Origin of the sequence: Ilumatobacter sp., from assembly GCF_046290335.1 — a bacterium.
GTDB lineage: Bacteria > Actinomycetota > Acidimicrobiia > Acidimicrobiales > Ilumatobacteraceae > Ilumatobacter_A.
In genome coordinates this window covers 828,623-847,320 of sequence record NZ_JBKAGH010000002.1, presented here as the reverse complement: position 1 = coordinate 847,320, position 18,698 = coordinate 828,623, and the positions used below count along the sequence as shown (strand labels likewise).

Genomic DNA, 18,698 nt, shown 5'->3' with positions numbered 1-18,698 from the left:
CATGACCATGCAAGAATCGACCATCACCCAGTTCGAGGGAGCGCCGCGGCCACCCGAGCCGGTACCCCTCGAGCGCGCCGATGATCTGGGCATCGTGCAGGTGCTCGACCGAGACGGCCTCCCGAACGGGAACCATCCTGACCCCATGCTCGATCGTTCGGTCGTGGTCAAGATGTACGAGACCATGGTGATGGTCGCAGAACTCGACCGAATCGGCTGGCAGCTTCAACGTTCCGGTCGGCTCGAGTTCTGGATCCCGTCGCGAGGGCAAGAAGCAGCCCACGTCGCTTCGACCGCGGCGTTGGATCCGTCTGATTGGATCTTCCTCGCCGATCGTGAGCCGGGGTCGTTCATCTGGCGCGGAGCGCAGCTCACGCAGATGTTCGCTCAGTTCTTCGGCCGTCGGGACGAACCGCTCAAGGGCCGACGGCTGCCGCTCCTGCTCGGCGACCGCCGGTTGAACATCGTGCCGTGCACGACCCAGGTCGGTTCGTACCTCCCGCACGCGGCAGGTGCCGCCTGGGCAGCGAAGCTGCAGGGAGACGACACACGATTCATCGTCTACTTCGGCGACGGAGCGACCTCTCGCGGCGAGTTCCACAGCGCGCTCAACTTCGCGGGGATTCATCGCCCACCGGTCGTCTTCTTCTGCCAGAACAATGGCTGGGCGGTCTCGACGCCGAACGACCGTCAGACTGCGTCCGACACCTTCGCCGAGAAGGCCGACGCCTACAAGGTGAGGAGCGTTCGAGTCGACGGGAACGACCCGCTCGCGGTGTTCGCCGCGACGACCGCGGCGCTCGAGGCGATGCCGCAGGAGGGTGCGACGCTCATCGAGGCCGTGACGTACCGCTTGGGGTTCCACACGTCGTCGGACAATCCCGACTTGTACCGCAGCGAGGAGGAGGTGGCCAACTGGAAACGGTGGGATCCGCTCGACCGGACGAGGGGCTACCTGATGCATCGAGAATGGTGGAGCGACGAGCAGGACGAGGCGCTCCGCGAATCGTGCGTTCAGCAGCTTCGAGCGGCGATCTCCGCCGCGGAGCAGCTCCCGAAGGAAGGCCCGGAGGCGCAGTTCGTGGACGTCTTCGAAGCCAGCAACTGGATGTTGGACGACCAGCAGCAGGTACTGCTGGACGACCTGGCGGGTTCGGGGGCGTCATGAGCAACGACCTCACCGTGTTGCAAGCGACCACGTCGGCGATGGCGCAAGCCATGGACGTCGACCCATCCGTGCTGGTGCTCGGCGAAGACGTCGGGACCGCGGGCGGGATCTTCCGGGCTACTCAGGGGCTCCAGCAGCGATTCGGAGCGAACCGCGTCATCGACACGCCGCTCGACGAGAAAGGCATCGCTGCCCACGCGATCGGGATGGCGCTGTACGGCCTCCGGCCGATCGTGGAGATCCAGTTCTCCGGCTTCATCCACGATGCGTTCGAGCAGTTGATGTTCTGCGGTGCCAAGTACCGCTGGATCACCGGCGGCGAATACACGTGTCCGATGGTGGTGCGTGCGCCGTCGTTCGGCGGGATCAAGGGCGGGTTCTGGCACTCGCAGAGTCCGGAGTCGTATTTCATTCACGGCGGCGGCATGAAGGTCGTCGTGCCGTCGACACCCCAGGACGCCTACAGCCTGCTGCTCGCAGCGATCGTCGACCCGGACCCGGTCCTCGTGCTCGAGGCCGTCCCGCTCTACCGCACCATGTCCGGCCCGGTCGTCGAAGACGGAGTGCCCGGTCGAATCGGCGAGGCCGAAGTCGTGCGCTCTGGCACCGACGTCACGATCGTGACCTACGGCCCCCCTCGACATCTCGCAGTCCGTGCGGCCGAGGAGATGGCGGCGAGCGATGGGTACTCGATCGAAGTCATCGACCTTCGTTCGCTGGTGCCGTGGGACCGCGAGACGGTGTCCGCCTCGGTGCGGCGAACGGGTCGCCTGGTGGTGCTGCACGAGGCAGCTCAGACATTGGGGTTCGGTGCCGAACTCGCCGCCGCCGTCCAGGAGCACGACTTCGGATATCTGCATTGCCCGGTCCAACGGGTGTCCGGACACGACCTGCCGTACGGTTTCAGTACGGGAGACGAGTACTACCGGCCGAGCATCGAGCGAGTCCGAGCTGCGGTGCGCCGAGCGATGGAGTTCGAGTTCTGATGCATGAGTTTCTCCTCCCTGATGTGGGCGAAGGTATCCACGAAGCCGAGTTGCTCGAATGGTTGGTGGTCGTCGGCGCCCACGTCGAGGACGGCGAGCCCGTCGCCGTCGTCAACACCGACAAGGTGACGGTCGAGTTGCCGTCCCCTGTCAGCGGTGTCGTCACGGCGACCCCGTGGGACGTCGGGGACGTGCTCCAGGTCGGGCAGGTGTTGATGACCTTCGACACTGGCACGGGTGCCTCCGCAGCGGGTCCCGTATCGACCGAGCAAGAAGGTCAGGCAAACGTGCCGAGCCGCCACGAGACGCCGTCTGCGCCCACGGCGTCGGCTCCGATGGCCGCGGCGCTCGGGCGGCCGATCGCTGCTCCGTCGACGCGCAAACTCGCCGCCGAACTCGGCGTCGACCTGTTCCTCATCGCGGGCAGCGGACCCGGTGGACGGATCCTCCGCCACGACGTCGAACGGTCGATCGCCGACGATCGAGAGGTGGCGCGCCCCACGGTCGACCGGCCGGTCGAGTCGGACGCGCTCGTCACTCGGGAGCCGCTCACTGGCGTGCGCGCCGTGATCTGGCAGCACATGGCGACGTCGTCGACGGACCTCGCCACCACCACCTCGACCTTCACCGTGCGGACCGAAGCGGTCGAAGCACTCATCCATGAGGTCGGTCGACGAACCGACACCGAGCGCAAGATCGGGGTCTTGGCCGCGACGAGCATGTGCGTCGTGCAAGCGCTCACGCGTCACCCCCGCTTCAACGCGACCGTCGACCCCGACAACCACGACCTGCTGATGCATCGAAACGTTCATCTCGGTGTGGCCGTGGCGTCGCCGAACGGCCTGACCGTACCGGTGGTGCGCGATGCCGAGACGCTTCGACTTTCCGCTCTCCACGACGCGATCGCTGACCGAGCAGCGATGGCCCGAACGGGAGCCCTCGGTGTCGGTGATCTTCGTGGCGGCACGTTCACCATCTCGAGTACGGGAGGCATCGAACGAGCGCGGGTGCTCTCGACCCAACCGATCGTCAACCTGCCGCAGGTCGCGCTGCTCTGGATGTCTCGGATCCGTGACGAACCGGTGGTCGAGGCTGGCAACATCGTCGCGGGCCGTGTCATGTCGTGCAGCCTGAGCTTCGATCACCGCTACATCGACGGGGAAGATGCCACCAGGTTCATCAACGAGATCACCGAGATGATCGAGCACCCGCTCGTGGCGATGTCATGAGCCGCGTCGAAACCGACCTCGTCGTTCTCGGTGGTGGCCCCGGCGGATATGTCGCCGCGATTCGCGCCGCACAACTCGGGGTCGACTGCGTCCTGGTCGAGGCCGGCGATCTCGGTGGCGTGTGCCTCAACGAAGGCTGCGTGCCCAGCAAGGCGCTGATTCACGACTCGGTCGAGGTCGCGGGCGACAGCACCCTCGGTCTGCTCGACGACGCGCGTCGCGGTGAGCGATTCGCTGCGTCGTTGACGCATCGCGAGAAGGTCATCCGTCAGCTTCGGACGGGAGTCGGCGCACTGCTGCAGGCGAATCGCGTCCGCGTCGTGAGCGGAACCGGCTCGTTTCGTACCCCAGGCGAGTTGGATGTGGTGGGTGGATCGGCCACGGGCGTGTCGTTCCGGCGCGCCATCGTGGCCACGGGTTCGCAGGCGGTGATCCCGGAGCCGCTGGTCGCCGACGGCCGCTTCGTCGTGACGGCCCGAGAGGTTCTCGGGCTGTCATCGCTGCCGTCGAAGGTGCACGTCGTCGGAGCCGGGTACATCGGCCTCGAACTCGCGTCGGCCCTCACGGGGTTCGGCGTCGATGTCACCGTCGTGGAGGCGACCGACAGGATGCTCGTCGGTGTCGATGCCGACGTGACACGTCACCTTCGTCGACGCCTGACCGCCGCTGGCATCGACGTCCGCCTGGAGACGGTGGTCGCGTCTGCAGGTGAGGGGCGCATCTGCCTGCGTGACGCGAACGGTACGTCGGAGCACGCCACCGACCTGGTCGTCGTCGCTGCTGGCAGAACGCCGCGCAGCGCGGGCCTCGGCCTCGAAACGATCGGTCTCGGCTGCACGGCGTCGGGCCACATCGACGTCGACGAGCAGCTGCGCACCGCGGTGGCGAACGTTTTCGCCGTTGGAGATGTCACCCCTGGCCCGGCGCTCGCTCACCGGGCGATGAGCCAAGGGCGGGTGGCTGCGGAGGTCATCGCGGGGCATTCCGTGCGGTTTCAGCCAGCTGCGATCCCCGCGATCGTGTTCACGACGCCGGAGGTCGCAGTGGTCGGTCTGCGGCTCGACGAAGCCCTCGACCGTGGGCTCGACGCCGAACAGTTCAGGTTTCCACTCACCGCAAACGCTCGTGCGCTCACCACGGGAACGGACGGTTTCGGGCTGATCGTGCACGAACGATCCTCGGGACTCGTGCTCGGTGTTCATCTCATTGGCGACGGGGTCGGAGAGTTGCTCTCGACCGCGACCCTTGCGATCGAGATGGGTGCCGTGGTCGAGGACCTGGCGGGAACGATCTTCCCGCATCCGACCCTGAGCGAGATGTTCGGCGAATTGGCGGATGGAGCGCTCGGCCGTGCAATTCATACATTGCCGAATTGACCATGAGTCGCCGATACCATCCCGGACGCCTTCCTTTCAGGCGGTTCCCTCCGATTGCGATCACGAGTAGCTGACGATGCCACGCCCAAGCCGATTGAACGATGTCGTCGAAGCCGCTGCGAATGTGTTCAAAGAACGGGGCTATCACGCGACGCGCCTCGAAGACATCGCCGAAGCGCTCGGCATGCAAAAGGGCAGCCTGTACAACTACATCAGCAGCAAAGAGGAGTTGCTCCTCGCCGTGGTGCGTCCGCCCGCCGGACGGTTGTTGAGTTCGCTGTCGGAGTTGGCTGAGGCTGATCTTCCTGCCACCGAGAAGATCCGCCTCGTCGCCAAGAGTCATGCGGGCGTGCTCGAGGAGTACTTCCCGTACGTCGCGGTCTACGTCCAGGAGATCGCTGGGCAGGGCCACTCCGAGGAGTGGCTCGAGATGGATCGCCGGTACGTGCGACTCCTCAGCCAGATCATCGACGAAGGTCGCACGAGTGGCCTGTTCGGCCCGTCGACCAATCCGACGCTGAGCGCGATGGCTTTGATCGGGTCATTGAACTGGATGACCCGATGGTACGAGCAAGGCGGCCAACTGTCGGCGGAAGAACTCGCCGATCAGATCGCCAGCACGTTCCTCGGTGGGCTCATCACCCGAACCGGGCGCCGCTGAGGGTTTCCCGCCGGCGTCACGCGCCGTAGACGATCTCACCGGTCGAGGGGTCCGTTGCCGCCAGCGACTGGGTCGGGCACACTTCGATGGCGTCGCGAAGCAGATCGCTGTCGGCGACCTCTCGGTGCAGGACCACGACGAGATTGCGGTCATCGTGTCCGAACACCTCGGGATGGTGCAGCACGCACTGCCGGGTGCCGGCGCATGTCGACGTGTCGGCAGAGATCGTGAGTTGCCGTTGCGCGGACATCTAGTCGGCCACCTCGTCGAAGCGAACCGGCAGGTTCTGCAGGCTGCGGCTCAAGAGCGTCGGATGCCAGGACAGTGCGTCGCGGTCGCAGAGCTCGAGACCCTGCAGCCGATTGATGATCCCAGAGATGGCGAGGCCACCTTCCAGCCGTGCCAGTGGGGCTCCCAGGCAGTAGTGGATGCCGCCGCCGAACCCGACATGGCCACCGTCGGGCCGATCGATGTCGAGCGTGTCTGGCTGGCTGAATCGCCGAGCATCCCGATTGGCAGCATTCGGTACCAGGAAGACCCGTTGGCCTGGCAGCAGCGTCTCGCCGCGCAACTCGATCTCGTCGGCGACGATGCGCACCGACACCTTCGCTGGTCCGTCGAACCGGAGAAACTCCTCGACGGCCGACCCCATCATCTGCGGATTCGATCGCAGTTGCTCGAGCTGATCGGGCGCCTCGAGGAGCGCCAACGTCGCGCTCCCGATGAGGCTCGTCGTCGTCTCGTGCCCGCCGAACAACAGCAACACGCACGTCGACAACACTTCGTCGGTCGTCAACGCGTCGGACTGATCGCGAGCATTGAGGAGAGACCCCAAGAGGTCGTCATCGGCGTCGCCCTGGTGAGCGTTGATCAGTCCGCGCAGGTAGTCGGCCAACTCGGACATGCCGGCGACGGCCCGTTCCCGGCGATCGGGTTGGTCGAGCGCTCCGAAGACGAGCGCGGTGATCTCATCCGACCATTGCTTGAACAGATCGCGATCCTCCGGAGGCACGCCGAGCATCTCGGCGATGACGATCGCGGGGAGCGGATACGCGATGTCGCGGACCACGTCGATCGTGTCGGCGTCGATGTCGTCGATGAGTTCGGTGACGATCTCGCTGACGCGGGGGCGCCACGCTTCGATCGACTTCACCGTGAATGCGCCCTGCATGAGGCGTCGCAATCTGGTGTGGTCTGGCGGATCCTTGAACACCAACCATCCGGACAGGACCCGCAGCACCTCGTCGAATCCGGCGTCGGCGTCGTCGACATGGCGAATCGCGGAGAACGCAGAGATTCGGTCGGACGAATACCGGGGATCGCGGAACGCCTCGCTGACGTCGTCGAAACGCGACACGACCCACGCTCGGTACTTCTCGTTCCAGTGAACCGGAGCTTCCTCTTGCAACTGTCGGAAGTACGGGTACGGGTCGCGGACTCGTTCAGGAGTCAGTAGTTCGTCATCAACCATCGGTTGTCCTTTCGCACGCTCTGCGTCGTCCGACCGGCGTGGGGGTGAGCCTCATCGTTCGAGCACGGCGATGACGCATGCGTTTCCGTCGACGCCAGCGACGCCGCCGCCCATCGTTTCGACCACGCCGATCGAGGCGTCGGCGACTTGGCGTTCGCCCGCCCGATCGGTCAGCTGCCAGCAGATCTCTGCGACTTGTGCGAGGCCGGTCGCTCCGAGGGGGTGCCCGCGTGCGAGCAGGCCACCGGACGGATTCACCGGCGTCGATCCGCCCAGTGACGTGGTTCCGTCGCGAACGAGCGCGGCGCCCTGTCCGGTCTCGGCGAGGCCGAGCGCCTCGGTCGTGACGATCTCACCGATCGTGAACGCGTCGTGACACTCGAGCACATCGATGTCGTCCGCCTGGATCCCCGCCTCGGTGTACGCGAGTTCCGCGGTGTGCCGAACCAATTCGAAGCCCCACGCTGCATCGGACCGATGATCCCAGAGACCGCCAGAGCGCAGCACCGACGACCGGACTCCGACCGATCCATCCCCGCCTGATCCCGGAGGGCCGATGACGGCCGCCGCTGCGCCATCGGCGATGGGGCAGCATTGCAGCAACGTCAGCGGCTCGGCGATCATTCGCGAGTCGAGCACGTCGTCGATGCTTCGCCGACGCTGCTTCTGGGCCCGAGGGTTGAGGGTGCCGTTTGCGTGGTTCTTGACGGCGACGGCTGCGAGATCGTCACGAGTGACGTCGTGCTTGGCAAGGTATCGAGACGCCGACATCGCATAGAGCGCTGGGAGTGCCAGGCCACTACGGCCTTCGGTGTCGGTCGGTTCGGGAATGATCGGCCCGTCGAAGGCGTCGGTCATCTTCTCGATGCCGAGCGCCAGTACTCGCTCGAAGCGGCCGCTCGCGACGGCGTGGACCGACTCGTGGAACGCCGAGGTGCCGCTGGCGCAGGCGTTCTCGATCGTGAGGATCGGCACGTCGACGATCCCCAGCGCATGCAAGGCCCGCTGCGCCACACCGGGGGCTCCGAACACCGTGCCGACGTAGACCGCGTCGATCTCCGGGCCATCGCCCGCCTGTTCGAGCGCCTCAGCGACAGCGGCCCAGGCGAGCTCGGCAGGGTGGAGGTGTGGTTGCTTTCCGAACGACGACGTGCCGACGCCGAGAATGCTGGCGATCATGCGACCGGGTTCCTGACGCGAACTGCGACGTTTCCCTCGGGGGTCGAGCCGATCACGTCGACTGCTGCGCCCACCGTCGAGGGGGAGTCGCCACCGCGAACGTGCGCGAGAATGCGAGGCCCGTCGACGAGGTCGACGTATGCCAGTTCGTAGGGGGCGTCGAGACCGCCGATCTCCAGATGGACCACGGTCGAGGCCCACACGACGCCACGCGGCCCGAACACCGTCTCGGCGAGCTCACCTCGGCAGTCCGGACACCACGGCGCTGGAACAGCGCGCGGAACGCTACATCTGGAGCAGCGCCAGCCAGCGACCATCCAGCCGTCGTCAATCGAGACGACCCGCGGCCGAGGGTCGGGGAGCCCAGGGGCATGGGGGGCGATCTCAGCGCTCGGCACGGGCCCATCATAAACGACCGGCTGTTTGGGTACAACGGCAATTTCCAGTGCGCGCTGGCTCTCGTCGTTATGAAACACGGGGTTTTGGCCCTGACGTTTCCAACTAACCGGTCGTCTCTGGCGTTCCGGAGGGTCGTCTTTTGCAGCGGAACTCCGGAAGGGGGCCGATGCCGGGCGACGGTCGATCGCGAGCGCTCCAACTACCCCTTGCGGTGCGCGGTCCCGGTGAGTAGTGTCTGGCAGCTTTCTTGACAAAACGTCGAGGGCTCGGGTCGGAGGAGTTCCAACATGAGTGTTCAGGGTCGCAACGCCGCACGGTGCACCGCGTTTGCCGTCGGTGCCGCCATGTTCTGGACCGGTACGGCGCTCGCGATCGTGCCCGGTGTGTCCGAGGCGTCGCTCAGCCAGTCCGACATGATGACCGTCGAGCCCGCACGCTTGCTCGACACACGGCCGACTGGAACGACCGTCGACGGTGAGTACGCAGCGACCGGCAAGGTGCTGGCCGGAGCGGTCGCGCGTGTGCAGGTCGCTGGACGAGGCGCTGTGCCGGTGGGGGCAACGGGTGTCGAAGTCAACCTCGCCGCGATCCAGGCAACGGGCACGGGATTCGCGACGTTGTATCCGTGTTCGGTGGAACCGCCGGTGGCGTCGTCGTTGAATTTCTCGGCGGGGGTGAACATCGCGAACGCGACGACGGTCGGTTTGAACAGTGCTGGTGAGGTGTGTCTGTACACCTCGAGTTCCGCACACTTCGCGATCGACGTGGTGGCGTTCGTTCCGGCTGGTTCGGATTTGGTGACGGTGAAGCCGGCTCGGTTGTTGGAGACTCGCGCTGACGGGATGACGGTGGATGGTGTGTCCGCGGGGGTTGGTAAAGCGGCCGCGGGCGAGGTGATTCGCGTGCAGGTGTCGGGTCGCGGTGGGGTGCCGCGGAATGCGACCGGGGCGGAGTTGAACGTGGCGGCGATTCGGCCGGAAGGGAACGGCTTCGCGACGTTGTATCCGTGTTCGGTGGAACCGCCGGTGGCGTCGTCGTTGAATTTCTCGGCGGGGGTGAACATCGCGAACGCGACGACGGTCGGTTTGAACAGTGCTGGTGAGGTGTGTCTGTACACCTCGAGTTCCGCACACTTCGCGATCGACGTGGTGGCGTTCGTTCCGGCTGGTTCGGATTTGGTGACGGTGAAGCCGGCTCGGTTGTTGGAGACTCGCGCTGACGGGATGACGGTGGATGGTGTGTCCGCGGGGGTTGGTAAAGCGGCCGCGGGCGAGGTGATTCGCGTGCAGGTGTCGGGTCGCGGTGGGGTGCCGCGGAATGCGACCGGGGCGGAGTTGAACGTGGCGGCGATTCGGCCGGAAGGGAACGGCTTCGCGACGTTGTATCCGTGTTCGGTGGAACCGCCGGTGGCGTCGTCGTTGAATTTCTCGGCGGGGGTGAACATCGCGAACGCGACGACGGTCGGTTTGAACAGTGCTGGTGAGGTGTGTCTGTACACCTCGAGTTCCGCACACTTCGCGATCGACGTGGTGGCCTCGATCGCTCCGCCGCAATGCCCGGACGACGGGTCGCTCACGATCGACAGTCACACGAATGGCCAGGTCGTCGATACCTCTGGTGCGGGCACTGCGAGCGGTTCGGTCGTGCTGCGTGGCCGCGCACCGTTGAGCGCTGCGGCGGTTCTGGTCGACGTCGCCGGTGAGGTCGGCAACGCCGAGGTGTCGGTCGTCGGCTGTCTCGCCGCGTGGAGCATCGAAGCCATCGTTGACGAGAACGAGCGCCGCACCTTCACCGTGTCCGCCAACGGCGCGAGGGGGACCGACACTCGGCGGGTCACGCTCGATCTCGTGGCGCCAGCGCCTGAAGACGTGCTCCTCGATCCGAAATTCTCGCAAACCGAACAGCACGACGGCGATCTCGTTGTGTTCGACGAGGCGACCGGCACGCTCACGTTCGCTGGCGACGTCACCGCCAACATGCGCATCGGCGACGGGCTCGTCAGCGATCCGGTGCCGCTCGCTCCCGCCGGTTACCTCAAGGTCGTCACCGCGTTCGAGTTCGACGGGGCGACCACCGTGGTCATGACCCGCGATGCCGGGTTGACCGAGTACGTGCGTCAGATCGACGTTTCCTTCTACGTTCCTCCGGGCACGAACGATCCGATGGAGTTTCTCGCTCGCATCGGCTCCGGCGCTGCGAACGAGATTGCACCGCCCCCGCTGTTGCCCACCGCATCGCAGCTCGCCTCGGATGACTTCGAGTTCGAGGCGAATCTCACGCTCGACCCCGGCTTCCAGGTCGACATCGACATCGACTTCCGGCGCGACAACTGCACGTGGTGCGTCCCCAAGGTGATCGTCGACCGGATCTTCTTCGAAGCGGGCATCGAGATCGGCGTCGAAGCCGAGTTCACGTATCGGGGACTCGAGCTGTTCCAGGACACCGACAGCTTCGGACCCCGCTTCGACGACTTCCAGATCGGAGCCGTCGTCATCCCCTTGCCGGTTGGGGCGATCACGATCGAGTTCGAGGTGGAGGGACAGGCGTTCTACGAGGTCAACGTCGATGCGGCGGTCAAGCTCGAGTACGGGCTGGGAATCTCCATCGTCGCCGGATACGAGTACCGGGGCGATGGCGCTGGCCGCGGCGCCTACCGCAACTCGAGCTTCACTGGAGGGCTCGCTGGCGGCGGTCCTGAGTTCAAGGCGGGCCTCTCGGCCACCGTCGCAGCTGGGATCGAAATGGACCTCGAGGCGCTGTTGTGGGGGCAGGCTGGCTTCGAGATTGAGGCGAGGCCCAAGATCGAACTCGAGGCGTTCGCGGACCTCGTGGCACTCGAGATCCCATGGAAGTTGCAACTCGTCGTGCCGTTCGATGCCAGCCTCGAGATCGAGATCGACCTCGGTCCGATCGACTACGACAAGGAATTCGGGAACATCGAGTTTCTCCGACTCCAGGTTGTGCTGTTCGAAGGCCGTTTCGAACTGGCGGGTGATCCATCCGACGATGTCGTGGGTGACGGTGTCGAGGTCGTGGATGACGACATTGACGGGTCATTCGACCAGTGGGGCAAGGTCGACGGCTTCGTTCCCGGCGAGCGATCCTGGGTGCTGAGCACCGGAAACGTCGCCGATGCGGTCGGCCCAGCGTCCGACTTCGCATCGACCGACCTGGGTCAATCTGGCGATGCTGCACTCACGGCTCTGGCAGGCTTCGAGACGAGAGATGCTGCGGCATACACCACCACCGTGATTCCCGAGGGTGGCACTCTCCACGTCCGCTATGCGTTCGCGAGTGAGGAGTACCCGGACTACGTGGGATCGGAGTTCAACGACGTGATGGCGGTGTTCGTGGGCGGAACCAACTGTGCGTTGGTGCCCGGAACACAGATTCCGGTGTCGGTCAACACGATCAACATCGGATCGAATGCGGAGTTCTACGTCGACAACAGTGGTGGTGCTGCGGGCTACGGCACCAGCATGAATGGTCTGACGACGCCGCTCACGTGTTCGGTGCCGGTCACGCCAGGCCAGGCTGTCGTGGTCAGAATCACCGTGGCCGATGCGTCCGACGGTGTGTTCGACAGTGCGGTGGCACTGCTCGACGGAGGTATCTGGTCGAGCTGACCTAGCGCGAAAAGTACTGCGCTGCGATGAAGCCGACACCGATCACCAGCAGGAGCGACGTCTCGCGTTTGGGGCGGTCGAGCGGTCGGGTGACCTTGCCGGACTCGGCATCGTAGAACAGGGTCGTACGCTCGCCGACCGCGAATCGGTGTTGACCGAATCGCGTCGGTTCATAGATCTCGGTGGTGCCGGTTCCAGGGTGCTGGTAGGAGACACGCGGTGCGTAGTTCACCGTCTTGCGGGCAGCGTCGGATGACTTCTTGGCGACTTCCTCCACGACCGTCCCCGTGAACTCGGTTGCGCCGGTCGGCTTGCGATGTGACTGCAACCGCCAGAGCGCGAACACGATGAGTCCGATGCCGATGAGGTAGCCCGCCACGGCATCGAAACGTATCGCGTTCCCGGTCGCGTCGGTGTCGCTCGCGGTCGCGGCTATCGCCGGTCGAGGACGTTGCGGGTCACCTGGGCGACGGCGGGGTCGTCGGCCAGGCCGAACACCCAGTCGGTCGTGCCGATCGTGATCACCTCGCCGCCGTCGATGCCGAACGGCCGACAGGTGAGCATGAGTGAGTTGCCGTTGCGGACCCGTCGACGCGACGTCTCGTCGTCGTCGTCGCCGTAGAGCCGTGTCGCCATGAACTCGAGATCGCCCTGGTCGGACAGTGCTGCGATCGACGCCGGGTAGTCGCCGACCCCGAGGTTGCTCGACGGCACGTGGCCGACGATCTCGATCGCATCCGGAAGATCGTCGCGTGGAGCGGGCACCGGCTGCTGGAACTCGTCGAACGTGATCGGCAGGCCGACGGTCTCGTAGCCGACGACGCCATCGGCTGCTCCGAGCACGTCGCCGTAGCGGAGACCGGTTCCGGCGACGAGCCAGTGGTCGGGTCGGTAGACGAGGTAGCCACCGACGCCTCGCGCGGTGGCGTTGCCGAAGCGGTGGTACAGGCCGAATGCGGACCCGGCGCCGAGAAAGCTCCACTCGGGACGAGCGACGAGTGGATCGCACCACATGCCGGTCATCGACGCCGGATCTCCGTCGGCGACGACCGGGTCGTCGGTGTGTGCCGCGTACTTGTGGCACACCATCGTGTCGCCCGGCTCGATGCGGACCTGCCAGAACATCGTGTTGCCCGACATGCTCGCGAACGTGCCGCCACGCCGGACGTGTCCCTCGATCGCGGCGCGTTGCGCTGCCGACCAGTACTCGTCGTGTCCGACGCTGAGGACGAGGTCGTAGCCCTCGAGCAGCGACGGATCGTCGTGCGGGTCGGTCGAGATCGCGAGGTCGATCGTGTAGCCCGATCGCTCGGCCCATTCGACGAATCGGCGTGCGTGAGTGAACCAGCCGGCCGACCCGATCGCCGACGGATAGGCGTGCTCGGTTCGATACGCCTGAAAGATCGCGCCGTCGGCGTCGGGCTCCTCACGCCAGCGAACGGGTCGTGCCTTGCGATCGTCGCGCTCGACCTCGGGCCGCTGGAGCATCCCACGGGCGAGTGGCCGGGCGAACGACACGGCCGAGCCGCCGGTGTAGAGACTGGCTCCGCCCCACGTGTTGTACGCGTTCCAGGTGTTGGTGTCGAGCACGAGCAGCGGCCCGGACGGCTCGGGGCTGCGGACCACGAACCACGCGGTGCCCTGATCCCGTCCGGCTGGTGCGCCGTGCGCGATCAGCGTGACGAGGTGAAAACCCGGCCGCCACGACGCGTCGACCGGGATCTCGACCGACACCGGCCAGGCGCAACCGGCGGCGGCCGCGTCGGGTGGCGGGGGAGTGAACACACCGACCAACCCGTCGGCGCGCCACACCTCGTCGCGCGTCGCTCCCCATCGCTCGACGACCACGTCGTAGCGATCCGCATGCGTCGACACGTGGACAGCGACGGTCGCGTCGGCCCGCACGCTCTGGGGCGTGCAGTACCCCTCGATGTCGTCGTGGAACGTCTGATCATCGGCCACGCGCGCACCGTAGCAGTGGGCCTGGTCGGCCTGGACGGCCCGATGCTCGATGTGCGGTCGCGCTGGGCCGCCGATGTCGCCGCGGACCGCTCGGAGATCAGGCCGTGGTGACGAGACCGGCCGGTGCGTCGCCGTACTTCGGGTACGTGTCGGTCATCAGCGTCGTGTATGCGTTGGCCTGGATGGCGTAGCGGTGGGCCTTGAGGAGGAAGTCGAACATCCCGCGCGGCATCGAGCCGGTGATGACGATCGCGAACCAGCAGATGATCGTCAGGACGTAGCCGGCGGTGGCGAGCAGCATCATGATGATCACGGCCGGGATCGCCCAGAAGAGGCGCAGTGCGTTGGTGAGACGGTTCGCCTCGGAGGAGTAGGCCGAGGAATACACCACCGGCGTCTTGCCCTGGTCGTCGATGAAACCGGGATACTCGTCGAACATCAGACCGAGGTAGTTGTACGTGCGGCTCGCGTAGGCCAACCAACGATTGGTGAAGTTCCAGATGCCTTCGTTTCGCTTGCCGGTGAACAAGATGATGAACCACTGGACGACCGATGCGATCTGCACCGCGTACTGCCAGATGCCGGTGAGCAGTATGTGGGGGATCGCCAGGATCAGGCGAACCGCCACCGTGCCGCGGTTGCGTGACTCGACGTAGGGAATGGTGACTTCGACTTGTTGCATGACGGGTGCCCTTTTCGGTAGTGCGCAGCTGCGCTGATGAAACCAGCGTCACGGTACAACGCCGTGCAGGGTGGTCGTGACGGCGTCGGTCAGTCGCCGAGCGCAACCGGCGACGCTCGACCGCAGCCGCCCCTCGGTCGGGACGTCCACACGGGCCTCTCTTCGCCGTGTCGCCGCGCGGTCGGGGTGCGAAGTCTGGCCGTCGAGGGGCGTAGCGGTAGCTACGCGACCATGGAGCGGGTATCTGTAGGGGTATGTGTCGACGCGTGACGTGCAGCGAATGTCAGAAGCCGACGTGGGTCGGCTGCGGAGCCCACATCGAGCAGGCGCTCGCCGGCGTGCCCGAACGCGATCGTTGCGCCCGCGACCACGAACCGACGGGTCGAGTCGTCGCTGGCGATCCCGGCCGCTGAGACCGCCGCGGGCAGCGGCTCAGTCGGTTCGCCGGTACGCAAGCGGTGGCTCGGCGTTGCGACGCACCTCGCCGCGAAGCGCGGCCTCGACCTCGTCGAAGAACGATGCCGAGGAGTTGCTGTGTGGGAACGGCTCGTCAGGCTCGGCGAGCCCGAGTCCGTCGCACAGCGGTTCCCATCCGTCACCTGACCGCCACTCGATCAGGCGCTCGGGGCCGAAGGTCTCTCGGATTCGTCGTTCGTGAGCGACGAATGCTGCGATGCTCACGTCGCGATCGTGCGGGTCGATCCCGACCCGGCCGAGCATCGCCGCCCCCATGTCGCCGGAAGCGGAGCCGTCGACCCGACGACGCTCGAACTGCAAGATGGTGCGATCGGCGCTGTCCCACCACGACTCGGGATCTCGCGTGGAGAGCAGCACCTTCGCGTCGGGGAACGCCGCTGCGAGTTCGTCGACGGCGGCGCACGCAGGGAAGTCGACGACCGCCGTCCAGCCGTCGAGAAACGTCGGCCAGTCGACCGGTTCCCCCGACAGCGCCGCGGCCCAGGTCGCAGCGTCGTCGCGGCGCTGGAGCAACTCGAACATGTGGTAGCAGGGTCCGCCCAGCAACGTCTCGAGCGCCAACTTGAGTGATGCCGTACCCGTGCGTCCGAGTCCGGCCCCGATCACGCGAACCATGAGCGAAACCTACTCCCCGTCGCAGTGTCGAGCATCGGGTTCGGTGCGGCTCGCCTCGAACCGGTGAGCGAGTTGATCCGGTCGATCGACGAGGTCATCCTCGGTTGGTGCGCAACGACATCCTGGCAATCACACCGATCGCCAAGGTGACGGAGCCGGTCGCGATCGCCATCGGCGGCAGTGCTGCGACCAGTACGACACAGCCGATCAGACCGACGACGGCGATGGGCAACGGCCACCGTCGCTGTTCGGGTCGCAGCGTCAGCGCCGCCGCGTTGGTGATCGCGTAGTACGTCAGTACGGCGACGCCCGAGATGCCGATCGCGCTGCGCAGATCGAGTACCGCGACGAGCGCGATCACGACGGCGGCAACGGTCAGTTCGGCGCGCAGGGGGAGCGATCGGTTCGTGTCGACGTGGGCGAACCACGTCGGGAGCTCGCGTTCTCGTGCCATCGCCAGCGTCGTTCGTGACACGCCAGGGATGAGGTTGAGCAAGACGCCGAGCGCTGCGATACCGGCACCGATGTCGACGACGGGGGAGAGCGCATCGAGGCGTCCCGACTCGATCACGAGCTGCAGCGGTGCCGACGTTGCACCGAGCGCCGAGGTGGGGACGACGGCGAGCGCGGTGACCCCGACCACGAGGTACACCGCCAACACCGCAGCGAGCGCTCGAGGAATCGCCCGCGGGATCGTGACCGCGGGGTCTTTGACCTCTTCGCCGAGGGTCGCGATTCGCGCGTACCCGGCGAACGCGAAGAAGAGGAAGCCCGCCGACTGCAGCACGCCGTACGCATCGCCGTCGAAGGGTGTGAGCCGGTCGAGGCTCGCGTCCGGGCTCGACCAGCCGCCGACCACCACCGCGACCAACGCAGCGACGGAAACGACGAGCAGCACTCTGGTGACCGCGACGGTGCGCGACAACCCGCCGATGTTGACCGCGGTGATGACGACCACGGCAGCGACGGCCACGATGCGGTCGTTGTCGGGCCACAGGTAGGCGCCCACGGTCAACGCCATGGCAGCGCACGACGCCGTCTTGCCGACGACGAAGCCCCAGCCCGCCAGATGCCCCCAGAACGGTCCGAGCTGGCGGCGTCCGTAGACGTACGTGCCGCCCGACTCCGGATGGATCGCCGCGAGCTGCGCAGAGGACGCAGCGTTGCAGAACGCGACCACTCCGGCGATGACCAGCCCGATGATCAACCCCGTGCCCGCGGCGTCGGCAGCGGGGGCCCAGGCGGCGAACACCCCGGCGCCGATCATCGAGCCGGCGCCGATGACGACGGCGTCTCCGACACCGAGTCGGCGTTCCAAGGGTCCGCTCGACGTCACGGCCACATCATCGGTCGACCTCGCCCTCCTCGCAACTCGGATCAGGCGGAGCGCTCTCGCTCGCCCCCGTCACGCGGCACCGCGGGCGATTGCCGCTGTGAACGCAACGACACCGCAGGCGTCGACGCGCCGACGATCCCGGGGTGTTTCGCCGCGAGCGATTGCCCCGTGCGCACGATGCAGCGTCGCACTCATCCGAGGTCGCGTTCTATGACCGGCACGTGAGCGACGGCTCCCCCTCACGGTCGTCGACGGTGTGGTTCCCGTCGGGAGAGATGGTGGCGGTCGAGCCGCTGCCCTCTTTCCACTCGACGGATGGGAACGCGTAGTCGCCGTAGCTGGAGATTCCCTGTTCCGTGACGATCGTTCGGTCGTCGAGGACCTTGGTGAACTGGATGAAGCCATCCGAGCCGGTGAGTTGGACCTCGGTACCAGGTTCGAGCCCGGGTGCCTGGAAGACCCACCGGATGAAGCTCGGGGATTCCGCATCGAGCGACGTGTGGAACGTGGTTCCGCACGCTTCCGAGATCTCGAATTCGATCGTGATGTCGTCGCCGTTGTCGTCGCGACCGATCACCATGGTGGGGACGGGCGTCGATGATGCCGTCGATGATGTCGTCGATGGTGCTGCGGTGGAGGTGGGCGCGGATGCCAGTGTCGTCGCGACATCGACGGGCTGGGTGGTGGACGGAGCCGGCGTCGCATCGCGCGGCACCGCGGTCGTGGCGGTGGTCGCCGCAGTTGCCGGGGCTGTCGTATCGCTGGACGCTTGCGTCGAGCCACCTTCCGTTGGTTCGGCCCCGGCACAGCTGGCGACGAGGAGTGCAGCGGCCCCGATGGTGAGAGCACCCCGGAGTCTGCGGGATGTAGCGGCTCGCTGACGAAGTTGGCGCATGGTGGGCGTTGTAGATGACGGGGCGTCATCGAGACGTCATCGAGACGGCATCGGGGGCTCGGTCGAGCGAACCGGTGGCCGGCACTGCGTCTCGCTGTTCCGCCGAGCTGGCCGGTCGCCCTTTGCCGATCAGCCGCCGGTGATCTCGCTCGACATGGCAGACTCGCCCCCGTGGTCGAGCGGCACCTTGCACAGTGCAACGTCGGTCGGCTCGTCGCGGGCGTCGACTCGCCCGAGGTGGCCGAGTTCATGGCGGCGCTCGGGCCGATCAACGCGCTGGCCGACGCGACGCCCGGCTTCGTCTGGCGGCTGGCCGACGACGACGGCGAGGGTGCGACGGGCGTGGAGACCGGTGTCGACGACGACCTGTTCATCGTGAACCTGTCGGTGTGGGAAGACCTCGCCTCGCTCCAACACTTCGTCACACGGTCGGGGCACAGCGCCTACCTGCGTCGCCGCCGTGAATGGTTCGAGCGACCCGACGGCCCGGTGAGCGTGTGCTGGTGGATTCCTGTAGGCCACATTCCGAGCGTCGCCGAGGCACTGGACCGCATCGAGCACCTTCGCGAGTACGGCCCGAGCGACGACGTGTTCCCGTTCCGAGCCGCGACGTGACACCGATGTCTCGCACCCCAG

At 66.4% G+C, this 18,698-nt stretch carries 17 protein-coding genes; 7 read left to right on the top strand and 10 right to left on the bottom strand.

The features are described 5' to 3' along the window. The first annotated feature begins 1 nt into the window (after position 1). From ACE37B_RS12480 to ACE37B_RS12460, 5 genes are all read left to right on the top strand, one after another. Entirely contained in the window at positions 2-1,168 is a 1,167-nt protein-coding gene (locus tag ACE37B_RS12480) for a thiamine pyrophosphate-dependent dehydrogenase E1 component subunit alpha (protein ID WP_409923641.1), read from the top strand. After that, positions 1,165-2,154 (top strand): alpha-ketoacid dehydrogenase subunit beta, encoded by a 990-nt coding sequence (locus ACE37B_RS12475; RefSeq protein WP_409923640.1) that lies wholly within the window; start codon positions 1,165-1,167, stop codon positions 2,152-2,154. Before ACE37B_RS12480 ends, ACE37B_RS12475 begins: the two co-directional genes overlap by 4 nt. Further along, complete coding sequence (locus tag ACE37B_RS12470) at positions 2,154-3,383, top strand: dihydrolipoamide acetyltransferase family protein (protein ID WP_409923639.1); 1,230 nt, start codon at positions 2,154-2,156, stop codon at positions 3,381-3,383. Before ACE37B_RS12475 ends, ACE37B_RS12470 begins: the two co-directional genes overlap by 1 nt. After that, complete coding sequence (gene lpdA, locus ACE37B_RS12465) at positions 3,380-4,759, top strand: dihydrolipoyl dehydrogenase (RefSeq protein ID WP_409923638.1); 1,380 nt, start codon at positions 3,380-3,382, stop codon at positions 4,757-4,759. Before ACE37B_RS12470 ends, lpdA begins: the two co-directional genes overlap by 4 nt. 76 nt (positions 4,760-4,835) lie before the next feature. After that, positions 4,836-5,420, top strand: coding sequence for a TetR/AcrR family transcriptional regulator (locus ACE37B_RS12460; RefSeq protein WP_409923637.1), 585 nt, complete (start codon positions 4,836-4,838; stop codon positions 5,418-5,420). A gap of 16 nt (positions 5,421-5,436) precedes the next feature. Here the strand turns inward: ACE37B_RS12460 and ACE37B_RS12455 are convergent, their stop codons facing one another. The 4 genes from ACE37B_RS12455 to ACE37B_RS12440 are packed head-to-tail and all read right to left on the bottom strand — an operon-like array spanning position 5,437 to position 8,294. Continuing rightward, positions 5,437-5,670: a ferredoxin gene (locus ACE37B_RS12455; RefSeq protein WP_409923636.1), complete on the bottom strand. Its 234-nt coding sequence runs from the start codon at positions 5,668-5,670 to the stop codon at positions 5,437-5,439. Beyond that, on the bottom strand, positions 5,671-6,891 hold the full coding sequence (locus tag ACE37B_RS12450; protein WP_409923635.1) for a cytochrome P450: 1,221 nt from the start codon (positions 6,889-6,891) through the stop codon (positions 5,671-5,673). Positions 6,892-6,942: 51 nt separating this feature from the next. Further along, positions 6,943-8,070 (bottom strand): thiolase family protein, encoded by a 1,128-nt coding sequence (locus ACE37B_RS12445; RefSeq protein ID WP_409923634.1) that lies wholly within the window; start codon positions 8,068-8,070, stop codon positions 6,943-6,945. Beyond that, entirely contained in the window at positions 8,067-8,294 is a 228-nt protein-coding gene (locus ACE37B_RS12440; RefSeq protein WP_409923633.1) for an OB-fold domain-containing protein, read from the bottom strand. Before ACE37B_RS12440 ends, ACE37B_RS12445 begins: the two co-directional genes overlap by 4 nt. 462 nt (positions 8,295-8,756) lie before the next feature. Here ACE37B_RS12440 and ACE37B_RS12435 point away from each other — a divergent pair, with 462 nt between their 5' ends. Next, positions 8,757-12,095, top strand: coding sequence for a choice-of-anchor L domain-containing protein (locus tag ACE37B_RS12435; RefSeq protein ID WP_409923632.1), 3,339 nt, complete (start codon positions 8,757-8,759; stop codon positions 12,093-12,095). 1 nt (position 12,096) lies between these two features. On the opposite strand, the gene ACE37B_RS12430 is transcribed toward ACE37B_RS12435, so the two are convergent. From ACE37B_RS12430 to ACE37B_RS12405, 6 genes are all read right to left on the bottom strand, one after another. Then, complete coding sequence (locus ACE37B_RS12430) at positions 12,097-12,474, bottom strand: hypothetical protein (protein ID WP_409923631.1); 378 nt, start codon at positions 12,472-12,474, stop codon at positions 12,097-12,099. Positions 12,475-12,527: 53 nt separating this feature from the next. Then, a complete protein-coding gene (locus ACE37B_RS12425; protein WP_409923630.1) occupies positions 12,528-14,057 on the bottom strand; it encodes a N,N-dimethylformamidase beta subunit family domain-containing protein in 1,530 nt (509 codons plus the stop codon). Positions 14,058-14,154: 97 nt separating this feature from the next. Next, positions 14,155-14,739 (bottom strand): DUF4389 domain-containing protein, encoded by a 585-nt coding sequence (locus ACE37B_RS12420; RefSeq protein WP_409923629.1) that lies wholly within the window; start codon positions 14,737-14,739, stop codon positions 14,155-14,157. Between the two features lie 432 nt (positions 14,740-15,171). Further along, positions 15,172-15,831: a sulfotransferase family protein gene (locus ACE37B_RS12415; RefSeq protein WP_409923628.1), complete on the bottom strand. Its 660-nt coding sequence runs from the start codon at positions 15,829-15,831 to the stop codon at positions 15,172-15,174. 94 nt (positions 15,832-15,925) lie between these two features. Next, the gene (locus ACE37B_RS12410; protein ID WP_409923627.1) at positions 15,926-17,167 is read right to left on the bottom strand and encodes an APC family permease; all 1,242 of its coding nucleotides are present in this window, start codon (positions 17,165-17,167) and stop codon (positions 15,926-15,928) included. A 208-nt stretch (positions 17,168-17,375) separates the two neighbouring features. After that, positions 17,376-18,062 (bottom strand): hypothetical protein, encoded by a 687-nt coding sequence (locus ACE37B_RS12405; RefSeq protein ID WP_409923626.1) that lies wholly within the window; start codon positions 18,060-18,062, stop codon positions 17,376-17,378. Between the two features lie 171 nt (positions 18,063-18,233). Here ACE37B_RS12405 and ACE37B_RS12400 point away from each other — a divergent pair, with 171 nt between their 5' ends. After that, positions 18,234-18,677, top strand: coding sequence for a DUF3291 domain-containing protein (locus ACE37B_RS12400; protein ID WP_409923625.1), 444 nt, complete (start codon positions 18,234-18,236; stop codon positions 18,675-18,677). The last annotated feature ends 21 nt before the right edge of the window (positions 18,678-18,698 follow it).

Coding starts and splice junctions, on each gene's coding strand:
- ACE37B_RS12480 (WP_409923641.1), top strand. CDS start 2: ATGACCATGCAAGAATCGACCATCACCCAGTTCGAGGGAGCGCCGCGG.
- ACE37B_RS12475 (WP_409923640.1), top strand. CDS start 1,165: ATGAGCAACGACCTCACCGTGTTGCAAGCGACCACGTCGGCGATGGCG.
- ACE37B_RS12470 (WP_409923639.1), top strand. CDS start 2,154: ATGCATGAGTTTCTCCTCCCTGATGTGGGCGAAGGTATCCACGAAGCC.
- lpdA (WP_409923638.1), top strand. CDS start 3,380: ATGAGCCGCGTCGAAACCGACCTCGTCGTTCTCGGTGGTGGCCCCGGC.
- ACE37B_RS12460 (WP_409923637.1), top strand. CDS start 4,836: ATGCCACGCCCAAGCCGATTGAACGATGTCGTCGAAGCCGCTGCGAAT.
- ACE37B_RS12455 (WP_409923636.1), bottom strand. CDS start 5,670: ATGTCCGCGCAACGGCAACTCACGATCTCTGCCGACACGTCGACATGC.
- ACE37B_RS12450 (WP_409923635.1), bottom strand. CDS start 6,891: ATGGTTGATGACGAACTACTGACTCCTGAACGAGTCCGCGACCCGTAC.
- ACE37B_RS12445 (WP_409923634.1), bottom strand. CDS start 8,070: ATGATCGCCAGCATTCTCGGCGTCGGCACGTCGTCGTTCGGAAAGCAA.
- ACE37B_RS12435 (WP_409923632.1), top strand. CDS start 8,757: ATGAGTGTTCAGGGTCGCAACGCCGCACGGTGCACCGCGTTTGCCGTC.
- ACE37B_RS12420 (WP_409923629.1), bottom strand. CDS start 14,739: ATGCAACAAGTCGAAGTCACCATTCCCTACGTCGAGTCACGCAACCGC.
- ACE37B_RS12415 (WP_409923628.1), bottom strand. CDS start 15,831: ATGGTTCGCGTGATCGGGGCCGGACTCGGACGCACGGGTACGGCATCA.
- ACE37B_RS12405 (WP_409923626.1), bottom strand. CDS start 18,062: ATGCGCCAACTTCGTCAGCGAGCCGCTACATCCCGCAGACTCCGGGGT.